This is a genomic window from Micromonospora sp. NPDC002411, from assembly GCF_053592955.1.
Map to the genome: position 1 here is coordinate 1 of NZ_JBSFBM010000127.1, position 17,596 is coordinate 17,596.

A 17,596-nucleotide genomic window follows, 5' to 3' on the forward strand; every position below is an offset into this window, starting at 1 on the left:
GATCTGCGCGGTCGGCCGAGGCCGCCGGCGTGGCCGCCAACGCGCCGGCCGGCGACGGTAAGCCCGCCGGCGACGAGGCCGGGGCGCAGGAGCGCAACCTCACCGAAGCGAAGGCTGGCACTGACGCCGACGGCGCCGGACCGGCGGACGCGAGCGAAACGGGGGCCCAGAAGTGACCACTCCCCGCCCGGAGACGCTGGCCAAGCTGACGCCGGTGCTGACCAAGCGCTGGCTGTCGCCGGACGCCTGGCGCATCGGCACGTACGAGCAGCTCGACGGTTACGCCGCACTACGCAAGGCACTCAAGGCACACCCGGACGACCTGATCCAGCTGATCAAGGACTCGGGGTTGCGGGGCCGGGGTGGCGCGGGCTTCCCGACCGGTCTCAAGTGGGGCTTCATCCCGCAGGGCGACGGAAAGCCGCACTACCTGGTGGTCAACGCCGATGAGGGCGAGCCGGGCACCTGCAAGGACCTGCCGCTCATGACCCACGACCCGCACGCGCTGGTCGAGGGCGTGATCATCGCGTCGTACGCGATCCGGGCCAGCCGCGCCTACATCTACATCCGGGGCGAGGCGGTGCACGCCGCGCGTCGGCTGCGCAACGCGGTCCAGGAGGCGTACGACAAGGGCTACCTCGGCCGCAACATTCTGCGCAGCGGCTACGACCTGGAGCTGGTGGTGCACTCCGGCGCCGGGGCGTACATCTGCGGCGAGGAGACGGCGCTGCTGGACTCCCTGGAGGGGTTCCGGGGTCAGCCCCGGCTGCGCCCGCCGTTCCCGGCGACCCACGGCCTGTACGCGAGCCCGACGGTGGTGAACAACGTCGGCACCATCGCCAGCGTGCCGCCGATCGTGCTCGGCGGTGCCGACTGGTGGAAGAGCATGGGCACCGAGAAGTCCTCCGGGCCGATGATCTACTCGCTGTCCGGCCGGGTGGCCAACCCGGGCCAGTACGAGTGCTCGATGGGTGTCACCCTGCGCGAGCTGCTGGAGTTGGCGGGCGGCATGCAGCCCGGCCACAACCTGCGGTTCTGGACCCCGGGCGGCTCGTCCACGCCGCTGCTCGCCGCCGAGCACCTGGACGTGCCCCTGGACTTCGAGGGGGTGGCGGCGGCCGGCTCGATCCTCGGCACCACCGCCACGCAGATCTTCTCCGACCAGGACTGCCCGGTCTACGCGACGTACCGGTGGCTGGAGTTCTACCACCACGAGTCGTGCGGCAAGTGCACCCCGTGCCGCGAGGGCAACTACTGGATGGTCCGGGTCTACCGGCGGATCCTCGCCGGTCAGGGCACCCACGAGGACCTGGAAACCCTTCTGGACACCTGCGACAACATCCTCGGCCGTTCGTTCTGCGGCCTGGGTGACGGCGCGACCAGTTCGGTGACCTCGTCGCTGCAGTACTTCAAGCAGGACTACCTCGACTACATCGAGGGACGGACCGCGCCGAAGCTCTCCGACAAGCAGCTGGTTGGAGCTCACTGATGACGGACGTAGCCAAGCAGACCGACATGGTCACCCTCACCATCGACGGCGTCGAGGTCACCGCCCCCAAGGGGACGCTGCTGATCCGGGTCGCCGAGCAGATGGGTACCGAGATCCCCCGGTTCTGCGACCACCCGCTGCTGGCCCCGGCCGGCGCGTGCCGGCAGTGCCTGGTCGAGGTGGAGGGCCAGCGCAAGCCGGTGGCCTCCTGCACCCAGGCCGTCGCCGACGGCATGGTCGTGCGTACCCAGATCACCTCGCCGGTGGCCAAGAAGGCGCAGGAGGGGGTGATGGAGCTGCTGCTGCTCAACCACCCGCTGGACTGCCCGATGTGTGACAAGGGCGGTGAGTGCCCGCTCCAGAACCAGGCCATGTCCACCGGCCGCACCGACTCGCGCTTCCACGAGCACAAGCGGGAGTACGAGAAGCCGATGGCGATCAGCAGCCAGGTGCTGCTGGACCGCGAGCGTTGCGTGCTCTGCCAGCGGTGCACCCGGTTCTCCGAGGAGATCGCCGGCGACAAGTTCATCGACCTGATGGGCCGGTCGTCCGCCGAGGAGATCAACATCTACCGGGACGACGCGTACGGCGAGGAGGGCGACGCCGGTGACGTCCCGTTCAACTCCTACTTCTCCGGCAACACCGTGCAGATCTGCCCGGTGGGTGCGCTGACCGGTGCCCAGTACCGCTTCCGGGCCCGCCCGTTCGACCTGGTGTCCAGCCCGAGCGTCTGCGAGCACTGCTCGGCCGGCTGCGGGCAGCGCACCGACTGGCGGCGCGGCAAGGTGCTGCGCCGGCTGGCCGGCGACGAGCCGGAGGTCAACGAGGAGTGGAACTGCGACAAGGGCCGCTGGGGCTTCCAGTACACCCGCGCCACCGACCGGTTGACCACCCCGCTGGTCCGTGACGAGCGCACCGGTGAGCTGCGGGAGGCGTCCTGGAGTGAGGCGCTCACCGTGGCCGCCGAAGGGCTGCACACCGCTCGGGAGAGCGGACAGGGCACGGCGGTGCTCACCGGCGGCCGGCTGACCGTCGAGGACGCCTACGCGTACGCGAAGTTCGCCCGGGTCGCGCTGAACACCAACGACATCGACTTCCGGGCCCGACCGGTCTCCCGCGAGGAGGCCGACTTCCTGGCCAGCTCGGTCGCCGGCGTCACCGACGTGACCTACACCGACGTGGAGAACGCGCCGGCGGTGGTGCTGGTCGGCCTGGAGCCGGAGGAGGAGTGCCCCATCCTCTTCCTGCGACTGCGCAAGGCGTACCTGAAGAAGACCCTGACGGTGTACGCGTTGGCGCCGTTCGCGACCCGCGGCTTGGAGAAGCTCGGTGCCAAGCTGGCCCGGGTGGTGCCGGGCGAGGAGGCCAGCGTGCTCGCCGAGCACGCCACTGTCGCCGAGGCGCTGAGCGCGCCGGGCGCGATCCTGATCGTGGGTGAGCGGCTGGCCAGTGTGCCGGGTGGGCTCTCCGCGGCTGCGGACGTGGCCCGGCGTACCGGAGCGAAGCTGGTGTGGGTGCCGCGGCGCGCGGGTGACCGCGGCGCTGTCGACGCGGGCTGCCTGCCCAACCTGCTCCCCGGTGGACGCCTGGTGACCGAGCCGGCCGCGCGGGCCGAGCTGGGTGAGGCGTGGGACATCCCGGCCGGCGTGATCCCGAGCCAGGCTGGTCGGGACACCGACGGCATCCTCAACGCTGCCGCCAACGGGCAGCTCGGCGCCCTGGTCGTCGGTGGTGTCGACCCGGCTGACCTGGCCGACCCCCGGCTGGCCGACGCCGCCCTGGACGCGGTGCCGTTCCTGGTCAGTCTGGAGCTGCGTGCCAGCGCGGTCACCCGACGGGCGAACGTGGTGCTGCCGGTCGCCCCGGTGGTCGAGAAGTCCGGCAGCTTCCTCGACTGGGAGGGCCGGCTGCGTCCGTTCGAGGCGGTGCTGAACACCGCCGCGATGACCGACGGTCGGGTGCTCGACGCCCTGGCCGCGCTGCTCGACGTGCGGCTGGGCACGGCCGACGTGCCGAGCGTCCGCCGTGAGCTGGGCTCGCTGCCGGCGACCCGGACGTCCCGGCCGACCGCTCCGTCGGTGGCGCCGGGCCGAGTGCCGCACCCGGGCGCCGGGGAGGCCGTGCTGGCGACCTGGCACCAGCTGGTCGACCTGGGCACCCTGACCGACGGCGACGAGCACCTCGCCGGCACCGCCCGCCCGCCGGTCGTCCGGCTGGGCAAGGGCACCGCCGAGGCGCTCGGTGTGGTCGACGGCGACGCGGTCACTGTCGGCACCGACCGGGGCGCGCTGACCCTGCCGGCCGAGCTCACCGAGATGCCGGACGGCGTGGTCTGGTTGCCGACCAACTCACCCGGTTCGACAGTGCGGCGCAGCCTCGGGGCGACGTCCGGCGCGGTCGTCCGGATCTCCGTCCCCGCACCGAGCGCGGCCGTTCCGGCCGGGCGTCTGGCGGCCGACGAGACCGGTCTCCCGGGTCCGCTCCTCAACGCTGGGGGTAACCAGTGAGCGCGAGGAGTGAACGAGCGCAGCGAGTGAGCCCCGCAGTCGCGAACGAAAGGTGGGCACAGTGAGAGTCCTCCTCGCCCAGGACCCGACGCTGGCCGACTTCGGCCGGGATCCGTGGTGGCTGGTCCTCGGCAAGATCGTCTTTGCGTTCGCATTCGGTCTGCTGGCGACCCTGCTCGGTGTCTGGTTCGAGCGGCGCGTCGTGGGCTACATGCAGGTGCGGCCCGGCCCCAACCAGGTCGGCCCGTTCGGCCTGCTCCAGACGCTCGCCGACGGTCTGAAGATGGCCTTCAAGGAGGACATCCTCCCTAAGGCGGCCGACAAGGTCGTCTACTTCTTCGCTCCGACGATCTCGGTGATCTGCGCGGTCACCGCCCTGTCGGTGATCCCGTTCGGCCCGATGGTGAGCATCTTCGGTCACCACACGCCGTTGCAGGTCACCGACGTGCCGGTGGCGGTACTGCTGCTGCTCGCCTGCTCGTCGATGGGCGTCTACGGCATCGTGCTGGGTGGTTGGGCCTCCGGCTCGACGTACCCGCTCCTCGGTGGTCTGCGGTCGAGCGCCCAGATGATCTCCTACGAGGTCGCCATGGGGCTCTCCATCGTGGCGGTCTTCATGACCGCCGGCACGATGAGCACCAGCGGGATCGTCGCCGCCCAGGGCGACGCCACACGGCTGACCATCTTCGGCACCGAGATCCCCGCGCCGGGCTGGTACGCGATCCTGCTACTGCCCAGCTTCATCATCTTCTTCATCGCCACGGTCGGCGAGACCAACCGGGCGCCGTTCGACCTCCCTGAGGCCGAGTCCGAGCTGGTCGCCGGCTTCATGACGGAATACAGCTCGCTGAAGTTCGCGCTCTTCATGCTCAGCGAGTACGTCGCGATGGTGACCATGTCCGCGGTCACCACCACGCTGTTCCTCGGCGGTTGGCGGGCACCCTGGCCGATCACCCTCTGGGAGGGCGCCAACTCCGGTTGGTGGCCGATGCTCTGGTTCTTCGGCAAGGTGATCGCGCTGGTCTTCGTGTTCGTGTGGCTGCGCGGCACGCTGCCCCGGCTGCGCTACGACCAGTTCATGCGCCTCGGGTGGAAGGTGCTGCTGCCGATCAACCTGGTCTGGATCCTGGTCCTGTCGGGCCTGCGCTCCATCGAGGACTGGGACACGCGCGGCAAGGTCATCGCCGTCAGCATCCCGGCCGGCATCCTGCTGATCGCCACGCTCTTCTGGCCCAGCCGCAAGCCGCAGCCGAAACCGACGACCCAGGAACAGGTCGACAACCGGCCGTACGGGAGCTTCCCGCTGCCGCCGATGGATCTACAGGTACCACCGAGCCCGCGTATCACGCGCGTGGTCGCCGAGCGGGAGCCGGCCAACATCGTCGCCGGCTCGGACTCCAGGGAGGTGTGACGTGGGCTCGATCACCGGAACGTTCAAGGGATTCGGTGTCACCTTCTCGCACATGTTCAGGAAGGTCGTCACCACCGACTACCCGTTCAAGCCGCCGGTGTCGGCGCCGCGCTACCACGGGCGGCACATCCTCAACCGGCACCCGGACGGCCTGGAGAAGTGCATCGGCTGCGAGCTGTGCGCCTGGGCCTGCCCGGCGGACGCCATCTACGTCGAGGGTGGCGACAACACCGACGAGCAGCGCTTCTCGCCGGGTGAGCGGTACGCCAGCATCTACCAGATCAACTACGCCCGGTGCATCTTCTGCGGGCTGTGCATCGAGGCCTGCCCGACCCGGTCGCTGACGATGAGCAACGAGTACGAGCTGGCCCGGGACAACCGGCAGGACCTCATCTTCACCAAGGAGCAGTTGCTCGCTCCGCTGCTCGAGGGCATGGAGCAGCCGCCGCACCCGATGCGGCTTGGTGACAGCGAGAAGGACTACTACGTCGGCGCGCTGGACAACCCGGGCACGTCCGCCGGTGCCGAGACGTCCCCGATGGGCCCCGGCCGCTACCAGGTCGAGGAACACCCCGGCGTGACGTTCCCGGGTGCCGAGCAGGCCGCCCAGCGCGTGGCGGCCGGCAAGGGAGAGAAGGCATGACCACGTCTACGGTGCTCGCCGCGGCGGGCTCGGTCTCCGGCGGCGAGGCGGTCACCTTCTGGATCCTCGCCCCGCTCGCGCTGGTCGGCGGGATCGGGATGGTGGCCGCGCGCAACGCCGTGCACTCGGCGCTGTGGCTGGTGCTGACCATGCTCTGTCTGGGCGTGTTCTACGTGCTCCAGGCCGGCCCGTTCATCGGCATGGTGCAGATCATCGTCTACACCGGCGCGATCATGATGCTGTTCCTGTTCGTCCTGATGCTCGTCGGTCGGGACTCCACGGACTCGCTGATCGAGACGCTACGCGGTCAGCGGGTCGCCGCGATCGTGCTCGGTGTGGGCTTCGCCGGCCTGGTCGGCACCGGCGTCTACCAGGCGCTGGACAGGACCACCGCGGTCGGCTTGGACCAGGCCAACGCCGAGGGCAACGTGCAGGGCATCGCCCGGCTGCTGTTCACCAAGTACGTCTTCGCGTTCGAGCTGACCTCGGCGCTGCTGATCACCGCGGCGGTCGGCGCGATGGTGCTGGCCCACGTGGAGCGGCGTAAGCAGGACAAGGTCGACCAGGTGTCGACCATGCGGGCGCGCTTCGCCCCGGGCAACTACCCCGGTCCGAAGCCCGGTCCCGGTGTCTTCGCGACCTCCTCCTCGGTGGCCACCCCGGCCCGGCTGCCCGACGGCCGCCTGACCGACCGGAGCACCCCGGCGATCCTTCCGCAGCGCGAGCTGACCGCCGAGGAGACCTCGCTGAAGGGGACGGACCGGTGAGCGCGAGGAGTGCAGCGAAGCGGAGCCCCGCAGTCGCGAACGAAAGGCAGGCCCGGTAATGGGCAGTTTTCTCTCGGTCGAGCCGAACTACTACCTCGTCCTCGCCGCGGTGCTGTTCACCATCGGCGCCGCCGGGGTGCTGATCCGGCGCAACGCGATCGTGCTGTTCATGTGCGTGGAGCTGATGCTCAACGCGGCCAACCTGACGCTGGTCACCTTCAGTCGGATCAACGGTGACCTCAACGGCCAGATCATGGCGTTCTTCGTGATGGTGGTGGCGGCGGCCGAGGTCGTGGTCGGGCTCGCGATCATCATGTCCATCTTCCGGACGCGACGCTCGGCGAGCGTCGACGACGCCAACCTGCTGAAGTACTGAGGGGTCCACCGGTGGAAGAGACTGTGGAATACGCCCAGACCACGGGGCTGCTCGGGGGCGTCTGGCTGCTGGTGGCGATCCCGCTGCTGAGCGCGGCCGTCCTGCTGCTGCTCGGCCGCCGGGCCGACCGCTGGGGGCACTGGTTGGGCGTCGCCGCCATCGGCGCCGCGTTCGTGCTCGGCCTGAGCTTCTTCTTCCAGCTGCGTGGCCTGGAGAACAAGTCGGTCGAGCTGAGCCTCTGGGACTTCATCGCTGTCGGTGACCTGCGCGTCGACTTCGGCCTGCTGTTCGACCCGCTGGCCGCGGTCTTCGTGCTGCTGATCACCGGGGTGGGCTTCCTGATCCACCTGTACGCGGTGGAGTACATGGCGCACGACGCGGGCCGTCGCCGGTTCTTCGCGTACTTCAACCTGTTCGTCGCGGCGATGCTGCTGCTGGTGCTCGGCAACAACTACGTGATGCTGTACTTCGGCTGGGAGGGCGTCGGTCTGGCGTCGTACCTGCTGATCTCCTTCTGGACCGAGCGGCCGAGCGCGGCCACCGCCGGTAAGAAGGCGTTCCTGATGAACCGGGTCGGCGACGCCGGGCTGGCCATCGGCATCTTCATCATGTTCGCCACCCTGGGCACCACCCAGTACGACGAGGTGTTCAACGGTGTCGGCTCGCTGACCGGCGCGACGGTGCTGGTCCTCGGTCTGCTGCTGCTGCTCGGCGCGGCCGGCAAGTCGGGCCAGTTCCCGCTCCAGGCCTGGTTGCCGGACGCGATGGAGGGCCCGACCCCGGTGTCGGCGCTCATCCACGCGGCCACCATGGTCACCGCGGGCGTCTACCTGATCGCCCGGTCCAACCCGATCTTCTCCGCGAACTCGACCCTCCAGGTCGTCGTGGTCAGTGTCGGTGCGCTCACCCTGCTGATCGGCTGCATCATCGGCGCGGCCAAGGACGACATCAAGCGGGTGCTCGCCTGGTCGACCGTGAGCCAGATCGGCTACATGTTCGTCGGCGTCGGCCTGGGCGGTGGCGCGTACGCGCTGGCGATCATCCACCTGCTGGCGCACGGCTTCTTCAAGGCCAACATGTTCCTGGGCGCCGGCTCGGTGATGCACGGCATGAAGGACCAGGTCGACATCCGCCGCTTCGGTGGCCTCTCGAAGCACATGAAGATCACCTGGTTGACCTTCATGATGGGCTGGCTGGCCATCATCGGCCTCCCGCCGCTCTCCGGCTACTTCTCCAAGGAGCCGATCATCGCGAGCGCCTTCGAGCGGGAGGACTGGACCGCCTGGCTCTTCGGCGGCGCGGCGCTGCTCGGTGCCGGGCTGACCGCGTTCTACATGACGCGGCTGTTCGTGCTCACGTTCCACGGCCCGAAGCGGTGGACCGAGGACATCGAGCACCCGCACGAGTCGCCGAAGCTGATGACCATCCCGCTGATCCTGCTGGCTGCCGGTTCGGTGGTGGCCGGTGGCCTGATGGCCTGGAACGACGGGGTCGCCTCCTGGCTGTCACCGGTGCTCGGCGAGGAGGCCGCCGGTGAGGCCCACGGCGTGCTCTCCCACACGGTGATCACGATCCTGTCGCTGCTGGTCACGGTGCTCGGCGCCGGCCTGGCCTGGTTCCTGTTCCGGGCCGGTACGGCCACCGCGCCGCAGCCGGCCGGCGTGCTGGTCACCGCCGCCCGGCGCAACCTCTACACCGACGCGTTCAACGAGGCGGTCTTCGAGAAGCCGGGCATCTTCCTCACCCGGGCGCTGGTGTACCTCGACAACCGGGGCATCGACGGGCTCGTCAACGGGCTCGCCGCCGCGGTCGGCGGTGGTTCGGGTCGCCTCCGGCGGATGCAGACCGGTTTCGTCCGCTCGTACGCCACCTCGATCCTGGCCGGTGCGCTGCTGGTGATGGCGGCGTTCCTGGCGGTGCAGGCCGGGTGGTTGGCGTGATCGACCTCTTTCCGGCCGCCCCCGCCGGCGGACCACGCAGTGACGACGGAGGTAAGGCCGCATAATGTCCAACTTCCCGTTCCTCTCGGTGCTCACCGTGGCGCCGCTGGTGGGCGCCCTGGTGGTGGCCTTCCTGCCGCGCCACCGGCCGGAGCTGGCCAAGCAGGTGGCGTTCGCCTGGTCGCTGCTCGTGCTGGTGCTCTCGGTGGTGATGTGGGTCAGCTTCAAGACCGGCGGTGACCGCTTCCAGTTCCGCGAGTCGTACTCGTGGATCCCGAACTGGGGTGTCAGCTTCACCTTCGCGGCCGACGGCATCGCGCTGGTGATGCTGATGCTGATCGCGGTGCTGGTGCCGTTGGTGATCCTGGCGTCCTGGCACGACGCCGAGTCGTCGAAGCGGTCGGTGCCTGTCTACTTCGCGCTGCTGCTGGTCCTCGAGTGCACGATGATCGGTGTCTTCGCGGCCGCCGACGTCTTCCTGTTCTACGTGTTCTTCGAGGTCATGCTCGTCCCGATGTACTTCCTCATCGGCAGCTACGGCGGCCACCAGCGGCAGTACGCGGCGGTGAAGTTCTTCCTCTACTCGCTCGTCGGCGGTCTGTTCATGCTGGCCGCCGTGATCGGCCTGTGGGTGGTCGGCGGCAAGACCTTCGACTGGCAGGCGCTGTCGCAGGTCGACATCAGCACCGGCACCGAGCGGTGGCTGTTCCTCGGCTTCTTCCTCGCGTTCGCGATCAAGGCGCCGTTCTTCCCGTTCCACACCTGGCTGCCGGACGCCGGTGGCGCGGCCCCTGCGGGTGCCGCGGCGCTGCTCGTCGGTGTGCTGGACAAGGTCGGCACGTTCGGCATCCTGCGCTACTGCCTCCCGCTCTTCCCGGAGGCGTCGAAGTGGTTCGCGCCGTGGGCGCTGGCGCTGGGCGTGATCGGCATCGTCTACGCCGCGCTGCTGGCGGTCGGCCAGAACGACCTCAAGCGGCTGGTGTCGTACACCTCGATCGCGCACTTCGGCTTCATCGGCGTGGGCATCTTCGCCTTCACCACCCAGGCCGGCACCGGCGCGGTGCTCTACATGCTCAACCACGGGTTGGCCACCGGCCTGCTGTTCCTGGTGGTGGGCATGCTGATCTCCCGGCGTGGTTCGGCGTTGATCAGCGACTTCGGTGGTGCCGGCAAGCTGGTCCCGGTGCTCGCCGGGGTGCTCTTCTTCGCCGGTCTCGCCTCGCTCGCGCTACCGGGCACGGCGCCGTTCATCTCCGAGTTCCTGGTGCTGATCGGCACCTTCACGGTGAACAAGCCGGTCGCGATCATCGCCACGCTCGGCATCATCCTGGCCGCCGCGTACGTGCTGTGGATGGTGCAGCGCACCACCCAGGGCACCCTCAACCCGGCGCTGACCGAGGTGGACGGAATGCGCCGGGACCTCAACCTGCGCGAGAAGGTCGTGGTCGCCCCACTGATCGCACTGATCGTGCTGCTCGGCTTCTTCCCCAAGCCGGTCACTGACGTGATCAACCCGGCCGTCCAGGCGACCATGGACGACATCGGCAGAACCGACCCGGCCCCGTCGGTCGGCACCGTCCAGGAGGCGGCAAAGTGACCGAGTTGAAACTGCCGTCGATCGACTACGCGGCGCTCTCCCCGATCCTGATCATGCTGGGCACCGCGTTGCTCGGCGTGCTGGTCGAGGCTCTCGTGCCCCGGCGCTGGCGGCACGTGGTGCAGCTGACGGTGGCGCTGCTGGCCGTGCTCGCGGCGCTGACCATGGTGGTCTTCAACGCCGACGAGCGGATCATCACCGCCGGCCGGGCCCTCGCGATCGACGGACCGACGCTGTTCCTGCAGGGCGCGATCCTGGTGCTGGCCGCGATGGCGCTGCTGCTGATCGGTGACCGCTCGGTCGAGCGGGGCGGGGCGTTCGTCGCCCAGGCCGCGGTGACCGCCGAGTCGGCCGACGACCGGCGGCAGGCCGAGGGGCGCAACGGCCTCACCGAGGTCTACCCGCTGACCACGTTCGCGATCGGCGGCATGCTGATCTTCGTGGCGGCGAACGACCTGCTGACCATGTTCATCGCGCTGGAGGTCTTCTCCCTGCCGCTCTACCTGCTCTGCGCGCTGGCCCGTCGCCGGCGGCTGCTGAGCCAGGAGGCGGCGATGAAGTACTTCCTGCTCGGCGCGTACGCCTCCGCGTTCTTCTTGTTCGGGGTGGCGCTGATCTACGGCTTCACGTCCGGCGTCCCGGGCCGGTCGGCCGGCGTCGACTTCGCCACGATCGACGCGGCGGTGGGCGAGTCCCCGGCCAGCCCGGTGCTTCTCTTCGCCGGCATGGCGTTGCTCTCGATCGGCCTGCTCTTCAAGGCGGCGGCGGCACCGTTCCACGTCTGGACCCCGGACGTCTACCAGGGTGCGCCGACCCCGGTCACCGGCTTCATGGCGGCCTGCACCAAGGTCGCCGCGTTCGGTGCCCTGCTGCGGGTCTTCCACGTCGCGTTCGCGGACGCCAGCTGGGACTTCACCCCGGTCCTCGGCGCGGTGGCGGTGCTGACCATGCTGGTCGGCGCGGTACTCGCGGTCACCCAGACCGACATCAAGAGGCTGCTCGCGTACTCCTCGATCGCCAACGCCGGCTACCTGCTGGTCGGTGTGCTGGCGCCGAGCCGCGACGGGCTCTCCGGCACGATGTTCTACCTGGTCGCGTACGGCTTCTCGGTGCTGGCCGCGTTCGCTGTGGTGACCCTGGTGCGGGACTCCGACGGGGAGGCGACCCACCTGTCCCGCTGGGCCGGGTTGGGTCGGCGGTCGCCGTTCTTCGCCGCGCTGTTCACCTTCATCCTGCTGGCCTTCGCCGGTATCCCACTGACCAGCGGTTTCACCAGCAAGTTCGCCATCTTCGGGCCGGCGCTCGACGGTGGTCAGGCCTGGCTGGTGATCGCCGGTGTGCTGACCAGCATGGTGCTGGCGTTCCCGTACCTGCGGGTCGTGGTGATGATGTGGCTCTCCGAGCCGGGTGAGTCCACCCCGACCGTCACGGTGCCCGGCGGGCTCACCGCCGCAGCGCTGATGATCGGTGTGCTGGCCACTCTGGTGCTGGGTGTCGCGCCGGCGCCGCTGCTCGATCTGGCCACGGGAGCCGCCGAATTCGTTCGATGACGGAAAGATCGATCACCGGGGGTCGGCGCGTGTTCACGTGCCGGCCCCCGGTGCGTATCCCCGGGCCGGAGCAGGTCGAACGGGTGTGGCATGGTTGATAGCGTGGTGAATCCGGCGGGTGAGCGTTCAGGTGCCTCCGGCTCCGGCGGTCGGCGGGGTCGGGCGAGCACGAGTCAGTTCGGCGCGATCGGCCTCAACCTTGCCGATCCGCGGGTCGAGGCGTCGGTGCTGGCGGTTCTGGACACGGTCGAGGTCGAGTTGCGGGCCAGTGTGTCCAGCGCGGACCCGTTCGTCACCGAGGCCGCCCGGCACCTTCTCGAGGCAGGTGGGAAGCGGTTCCGACCGCTTCTGGTGGCGCTCGGCGCACAGTTCGGTGACCCCACCGGTCCGCAGGTGGTCCCGGCCGCCGTGGTGATGGAGCTCACCCACCTGGCCACCCTCTACCACGACGACGTGATGGACGAGGCTGTCGTCCGCCGGGGCGCGGCGAGCGCGAACTCCCGTTGGACCAACTCGCTCGCCATCCTGGTCGGTGACTACCTCTTCGCCCGCGCGGCGGACATCGCCGCCGACCTGGGCCCGGAGGCGGTCCGGTTGCAGGCGCGCACCTTCGCCCGGCTGGTGCACGGCCAGATCGCGGAGACCGTGGGGCCGCGCGCGGACGACGACCCGGTGACCCACTACCTGAACGTGATCGCCGACAAGACGGGTTCGCTGATCGCCACGTCGATCCGGTTCGGCGGCATGTTCGGTGGCGCCGCCCCGGAGCACGTGGAGGCCCTCGCTGGTTACGGCGAGACGATCGGCGTCGCCTTCCAGCTCACCGACGACCTGCTCGACATCGCCTCCGAGTCGGTGCAGTCGGGCAAGACGCCCGGCACGGACCTGCGCGAGGGTGTCCCGACGCTGCCGGTGCTCTACGCGCGCGCGTCGGACGACTCGGACGCCGCCTCGGTGCGTCTGCGGGAGATCCTCGCGACCGGCCCGCTGACCGACGACGCGCTGCACGCCGAGGCGTTGGGGCTGCTCCGGGAGAGCCCGGCGCTCAAGCGCGCCCGGGAGACCGTGCGCAGTTACGCCGAGGACGCCCGCGCCCGCCTGGCCCCCCTTCCGGAGGGCCCGTCGCGGCACGCGCTCGAATCGCTCTGCGACTACATCGCCGACCGCACCAGCTGACCTTCGCCCCGGCTCCCAGCGGCGGCGGCACGGCCCAGCAGGCGGCCGCCGCCGAGCATGAGGACGGCTGCCAGCAGCATGGACGCCGCTGCGGTGGTCCACATGGCCGGGTAACCGAGGTGGGCGGCGAGCGGGCCCAGACTCAGCGGGCCGAGACAACCGCCCGCGTACACCCCGGTCTGGGTGATCGAGGTGGCGGCGGCCGGTGACTGTGGGTGGAGCCGGACCACCGCGAAGGTCATCAGGCCGGGCCACGCCCAACCCAGACCGAAGCCGAACACCACGCCGACCACCAGCGGCACCGGGCCGGTCAGCGCCAGTAGGCCCAGCCCGACCGCGCCGACGACGAGCATCGCGGCGATGAGGGCGACGTGGCCGGTGGCGCGGCGATCGGCCAGCCAGCCGGCACCCACCCGGGCCGCGACGCAGACCGCGCTGCCCAACGTCAGCGTCAGGCCGGCCAGGCCCGGCGACATGCCCCGGGCTGCGGCGGAGTCCACCAGGAAGGTGCCCAGCGCGTTGGCTGCCACCGCTGCCAACGTCGCTGCCGCGCCGACCACCACCAGCGCCGCCGTCGCGCGGCCGGCGCGCGTCGCGCCGGCCCTTCGCGGCGGACCGGGTATTTCCCGGGGTACGGCGGGCAGCGTCGTCATCGCGGCCACCGCCGCCGCCACGAACGCCCACCGCCAGCCGACCGTGAGCGCGATGACGGGCACCGCCGCGCCGGCCAGCAGGGTCGAGATCGGGATGGCGGCCTGCTTGACACCGAACGACAGCCCCTGCCGTCGGGCCGGCACGTGCTGGGCCAGCGCCGTGTTGCTGGCCAGCTGGCCGAGGGCGTTCGCGGCGGCGCTGAGGGCCAGCAACCCGACCAGCACCGGGTACGACCGGGCGAGTGCCGCCACGGCCAGCATCGACACGGCGGCCAGCACGATGCCGCAGCGGGCCACCCGGGCCGGGCCGTACCGCTCGACTAGGCGGCCGGAGGGCACCGAGGCCAGCGCGCTGACGCCGAAGTAGACGGATACGGCAAGACCGAGGCCGGCCGGGGAGAAGTCGAGGTCGCTGCCCATCTGCACGGCGAGACCACCGAGCAGGAACACGGGGAGTACGCAGGCCACTGTGGTGGCGACTGCGCCGGCGCTGGCCCGGATCGGGTGGGATCGGGCGGCGGTCGGCTCGGGGGTGATGGCGGTGTTGGTCATCGTCCGGCAAACCTACGTGAATCCGTCTCAGACCACTCGCCGTGACGGTCGGGCCACGAGCTGTGGATGGTGATCTGGCATCCTCGACCCGAACAGGCATTTCGCACCGGGCCTGTTTTTCATATGGTGTAAGTCCCCGGCGGCGGAGGTGGTTGTGCGCGACCCCTTGGCAGAACCTTCGGACCTGATCCGCAGTGTGTCCCGAGCACTGCGGGTGCTGGAGTCGGTCGGTCGCGCCCCCAAGGGCCTGACCGTCAAGCAGATCGCCCGACGGTGCGAGCTGACCGTGGCCACCACCTACCACCTGGTCCGCACACTCGCCTACGAGGGCTACGTGATCCGTCGCGAGGACGGCACGTACATCGTGGGGTTGGAGGTGGCCGACCGGTACCGGGAGCTGGTAACCGCGTTCCGGGGCCCGCCAGCGGTCGGTGAGACCCTGCGGCGGGCCGCCCTGGACACCGGCTACAGCCACTACCTCGGCCGCTTCGTCGGCGGTCAGGTGGCCCTCACAGCGGTCGCCGAGGGGCACCGCTCGCCCTACCTGGAGGACCTGGTCCCCGGCTTCGACGAGGGGGCGCACGCGACAGCCCTCGGCAAGGCACTGCTCGCCACCCTCAGCGTCGACCAGCGCCACCGCTACCTGCGCGAGTACGGCATGCGCCCGTTCACCACCGCCACGCTGACCACCACCGAGACGTTCGAGGCCGACCTGGCCGCCGGCGACCGGCGCGGCATGCAGCTGGAGATGGGGCAGTTCCGCCAGGGGGTGGCCTGCGCGGCGGTGCTCGTCGCGCCGGACAAGGACATGGAACGCCGCGTCGTGCTGGCGTGCGCGTTGCCGGCCAGCGAGATGATGACCTCCGCCCGGGTGGTCCGCGCCAAGCTGCTCACCGTGGCCCGGAGCGTCGCCGACGGCATCGCGTCCGACAACTGACCCGCAACGCCAGAGGCCCTCTCCCCGGCTGGGAGAGGGCCTCCGGGGGCGGTCCAGCCCCGGACCGCCTGAGCAACGTCAGCTGCCGACCGGGCCGCCGTCCAGGCGCCAGGTGACCACCACGCCCGGCTTGGCGTAGTCGCCGTCCGGCCAGTTCGAGGCCGGGTTCTCCACCGAGGCACCGGTGATCTCACCGGGGTGCTGCACCGCGACGAACACCGAACGGTTGTCACCGGTGATGAACGGACCGCAGGTCTCCGCGCCGAGCGGCACGGTCAGGAACTGCTTCAGGTGCCCCCGCTCCGGACCCTCGACGGCCGTGGCGAACAGGCCGTCGTTGCTGCCCAGAGCGTTGCCGTCGGTGGAGATCCACAGGTTGCCGGTGGCGTCGAAGGCGACGTTGTCCGGGCAGGAGATCGGGGAGACCTTGGTCTTGTCGTACCCCGCGAAGAACGTCGACGCGTCGGCCGGGTCGCCACAGACGATCGGCAACGACCAGGCGAAGGTCTCCGAGGTGTTGTCGCCGCGGTCCTCCACCAACTCCAGGATCTGCCCGTGCTTGTTGGCGTTGCGCGGGTTGGCCTCGTCCGGCTTCGGGTTGCTTCCGACCCCACGGTTGGTGTTGTTGGTCAGCGCCACGTACACCTTGCCGGTGAGCAGGCTCGGCTCGACGTCCTCGGGCCGGTCCATCTTGGTCGCGCCGACCTTGTCACCGGCGAGCCGGGTGAAGGTGAGCACGTCCGCTGCGGTCATCCCGTCGACGAACGACCGGTTGCCGCTGACCAGCTTGATCCAGCGACCCCGGCCGTTGAACGCGCCGTCGGTGGGCAGCTTGCCCGAGCCGTCGATCTCGGCCGCGCTGGTCTGGTCGAGCTGCGCCACGTAGAGCGTGCCGGACTCCAGCAGGGTCAGGTTGTGCTTGCGTGCCGCCCAGGAGTTGCCCTTCATGAACTTCTGGTCCGAGACGAACTTGTAGAGGTAGTCGAACCGCTCGTCGTCGCCCATGTACGCGACCACGTGGCCGTCCTTGGCGACGATCACGTTCGCGCCCTCGTGCTTGAACCGGCCCATCGCGGTGTGCTTGCGCGGGCGGCTCTCCGGGTCGAACGGGTCGATCTCGACGATCCAGCCGAACCGGTGCGCCTCGTTGGGGTGCTTCGCCAGGTCGAAGCGCTCGTCGGCGCGCTCCCACTTGCGGCTGCCGCTGGGGTAGCGGCTGGCGGTGCTGATGCCGTAGCGGTCCAGCTTCGGCTTCAGCTCGGCCGGGGCGGCGTCGGCGCCCACGAAGTACTGGTTGAAGTTCTCCTCACCGGAGAGCACGGTGCCCCACGGGGTCACGCCACCGGCGCAGTTGTTCAGGGTGCCGACGACAGTACGACCCTTGGGGTCGGCGGCGGTCTTCAGCCAGGCGGAGCCGGCGGCCGGCCCGGTCAGGTCGAACTTGGTGCTCAACGCGGTGACCCGCCGGTTGTACGCGCGAGGGCCCTTGCCGACCGGCTTCCACTGCCCGGTGCCCGCGACCCGCTCCAACTCCACCACCGACATGCCGTGCGCGGCCATGGCGGTGCGCAACTGCTCCACGGAGAGCCCGTCCAGGCCGGGGAAGCCCGGGAACATCAGATCCTCGTTGGTGTACTCGTGGTTGACCACGAGCAGCGCCCGCTTGCCCTGCTTGTCCAGCGGCAGCACGCCCACGAAGTCGTTGTTGTAACCGAACTGCTTGGACTGCGCCGCGGCTGTCTGGTGGTGCAGGTTGAACTCGGGCGCGCCCGGCAGCACCGGGTCACCCCACTTGATCACGACAGCGTGGTCGTAGCCGTTCGGCACGACGAGGGTGTCCAGCTTGTTCGGCGGGATCGGCTTGAAGGTCAGCGCGCCGTTGCCGACACCGGTGCTGGGACGGCCGAAGCCGAAGGCCTCCGGGACGTCCGGGGTGGTGGGGGCGCAGCGGTAGTTCACCTGCAGATCCGAGGCATCCGCCGACTTCCGACGCACCCA

13 protein-coding genes are annotated in these 17,596 nt (G+C 70.1%); 11 read left to right on the plus strand and 2 right to left on the minus strand.

Features of this window, described 5'->3' with window-relative positions; all coding sequences use genetic code 11:
• The first annotated feature begins 172 nt into the window (after positions 1-172).
• The 10 genes from nuoF to ACWCO3_RS16910 all read left to right on the plus strand — a co-directional run bounded on the left by nuoF (position 173) and on the right by ACWCO3_RS16910 (position 13,456).
• Positions 173-1,489, plus strand: coding sequence for an NADH-quinone oxidoreductase subunit NuoF (gene nuoF, locus ACWCO3_RS16865; protein WP_088986761.1), 1,317 nt, complete (start codon positions 173-175; stop codon positions 1,487-1,489).
• Positions 1,489-3,996: an NADH-quinone oxidoreductase subunit G gene (locus ACWCO3_RS16870; protein ID WP_358162238.1), complete on the plus strand. Its 2,508-nt coding sequence runs from the start codon at positions 1,489-1,491 to the stop codon at positions 3,994-3,996. Before nuoF ends, ACWCO3_RS16870 begins: the two co-directional genes overlap by 1 nt.
• A 61-nt stretch (positions 3,997-4,057) precedes the next feature.
• The gene (gene nuoH / locus ACWCO3_RS16875; protein WP_423436259.1) at positions 4,058-5,407 is read left to right on the plus strand and encodes an NADH-quinone oxidoreductase subunit NuoH; all 1,350 of its coding nucleotides are present in this window, start codon (positions 4,058-4,060) and stop codon (positions 5,405-5,407) included.
• 1 nt (position 5,408) lies between these two features.
• A complete protein-coding gene (nuoI, locus tag ACWCO3_RS16880; protein WP_088986758.1) occupies positions 5,409-6,050 on the plus strand; it encodes an NADH-quinone oxidoreductase subunit NuoI in 642 nt (213 codons plus the stop codon).
• Positions 6,047-6,817, plus strand: a complete 771-nt coding sequence (locus ACWCO3_RS16885; protein WP_145785925.1) for an NADH-quinone oxidoreductase subunit J — start codon at positions 6,047-6,049, stop codon at positions 6,815-6,817. Before nuoI ends, ACWCO3_RS16885 begins: the two co-directional genes overlap by 4 nt.
• Positions 6,818-6,875: 58 nt before the next feature.
• Positions 6,876-7,193: an NADH-quinone oxidoreductase subunit NuoK gene (gene nuoK / locus ACWCO3_RS16890; RefSeq protein ID WP_145785926.1), complete on the plus strand. Its 318-nt coding sequence runs from the start codon at positions 6,876-6,878 to the stop codon at positions 7,191-7,193.
• A gap of 11 nt (positions 7,194-7,204) precedes the next feature.
• Positions 7,205-9,133, plus strand: coding sequence for an NADH-quinone oxidoreductase subunit L (gene nuoL, locus ACWCO3_RS16895; RefSeq protein ID WP_145785927.1), 1,929 nt, complete (start codon positions 7,205-7,207; stop codon positions 9,131-9,133).
• 64 nt (positions 9,134-9,197) lie between these two features.
• Positions 9,198-10,730, plus strand: a complete 1,533-nt coding sequence (locus tag ACWCO3_RS16900; protein ID WP_145785928.1) for an NADH-quinone oxidoreductase subunit M — start codon at positions 9,198-9,200, stop codon at positions 10,728-10,730.
• Positions 10,727-12,280, plus strand: coding sequence for an NADH-quinone oxidoreductase subunit NuoN (gene nuoN / locus ACWCO3_RS16905; RefSeq protein WP_145785929.1), 1,554 nt, complete (start codon positions 10,727-10,729; stop codon positions 12,278-12,280). Before ACWCO3_RS16900 ends, nuoN begins: the two co-directional genes overlap by 4 nt.
• A gap of 90 nt (positions 12,281-12,370) precedes the next feature.
• Entirely contained in the window at positions 12,371-13,456 is a 1,086-nt protein-coding gene (locus tag ACWCO3_RS16910) for a polyprenyl synthetase family protein (protein WP_145785930.1), read from the plus strand.
• On the opposite strand, the gene ACWCO3_RS16915 is transcribed toward ACWCO3_RS16910, so the two are convergent.
• Positions 13,432-14,661: an MFS transporter gene (locus ACWCO3_RS16915; protein WP_450010781.1), complete on the minus strand. Its 1,230-nt coding sequence runs from the start codon at positions 14,659-14,661 to the stop codon at positions 13,432-13,434. The two genes, ACWCO3_RS16910 and ACWCO3_RS16915, sit on opposite strands and share 25 nt — an antisense overlap.
• Before the next feature lie 154 nt (positions 14,662-14,815).
• Between ACWCO3_RS16915 and ACWCO3_RS16920 the strand changes: the two genes are divergently transcribed.
• The gene (locus ACWCO3_RS16920) at positions 14,816-15,598 is read left to right on the plus strand and encodes an IclR family transcriptional regulator (protein WP_145785932.1); all 783 of its coding nucleotides are present in this window, start codon (positions 14,816-14,818) and stop codon (positions 15,596-15,598) included.
• Positions 15,599-15,676: 78 nt separating this feature from the next.
• On the opposite strand, the gene ACWCO3_RS16925 is transcribed toward ACWCO3_RS16920, so the two are convergent.
• A partial coding sequence (locus ACWCO3_RS16925) for a PhoX family protein (protein ID WP_450010783.1) occupies positions 15,677-17,596 on the minus strand: 1,920 nt, incomplete at its 5' end.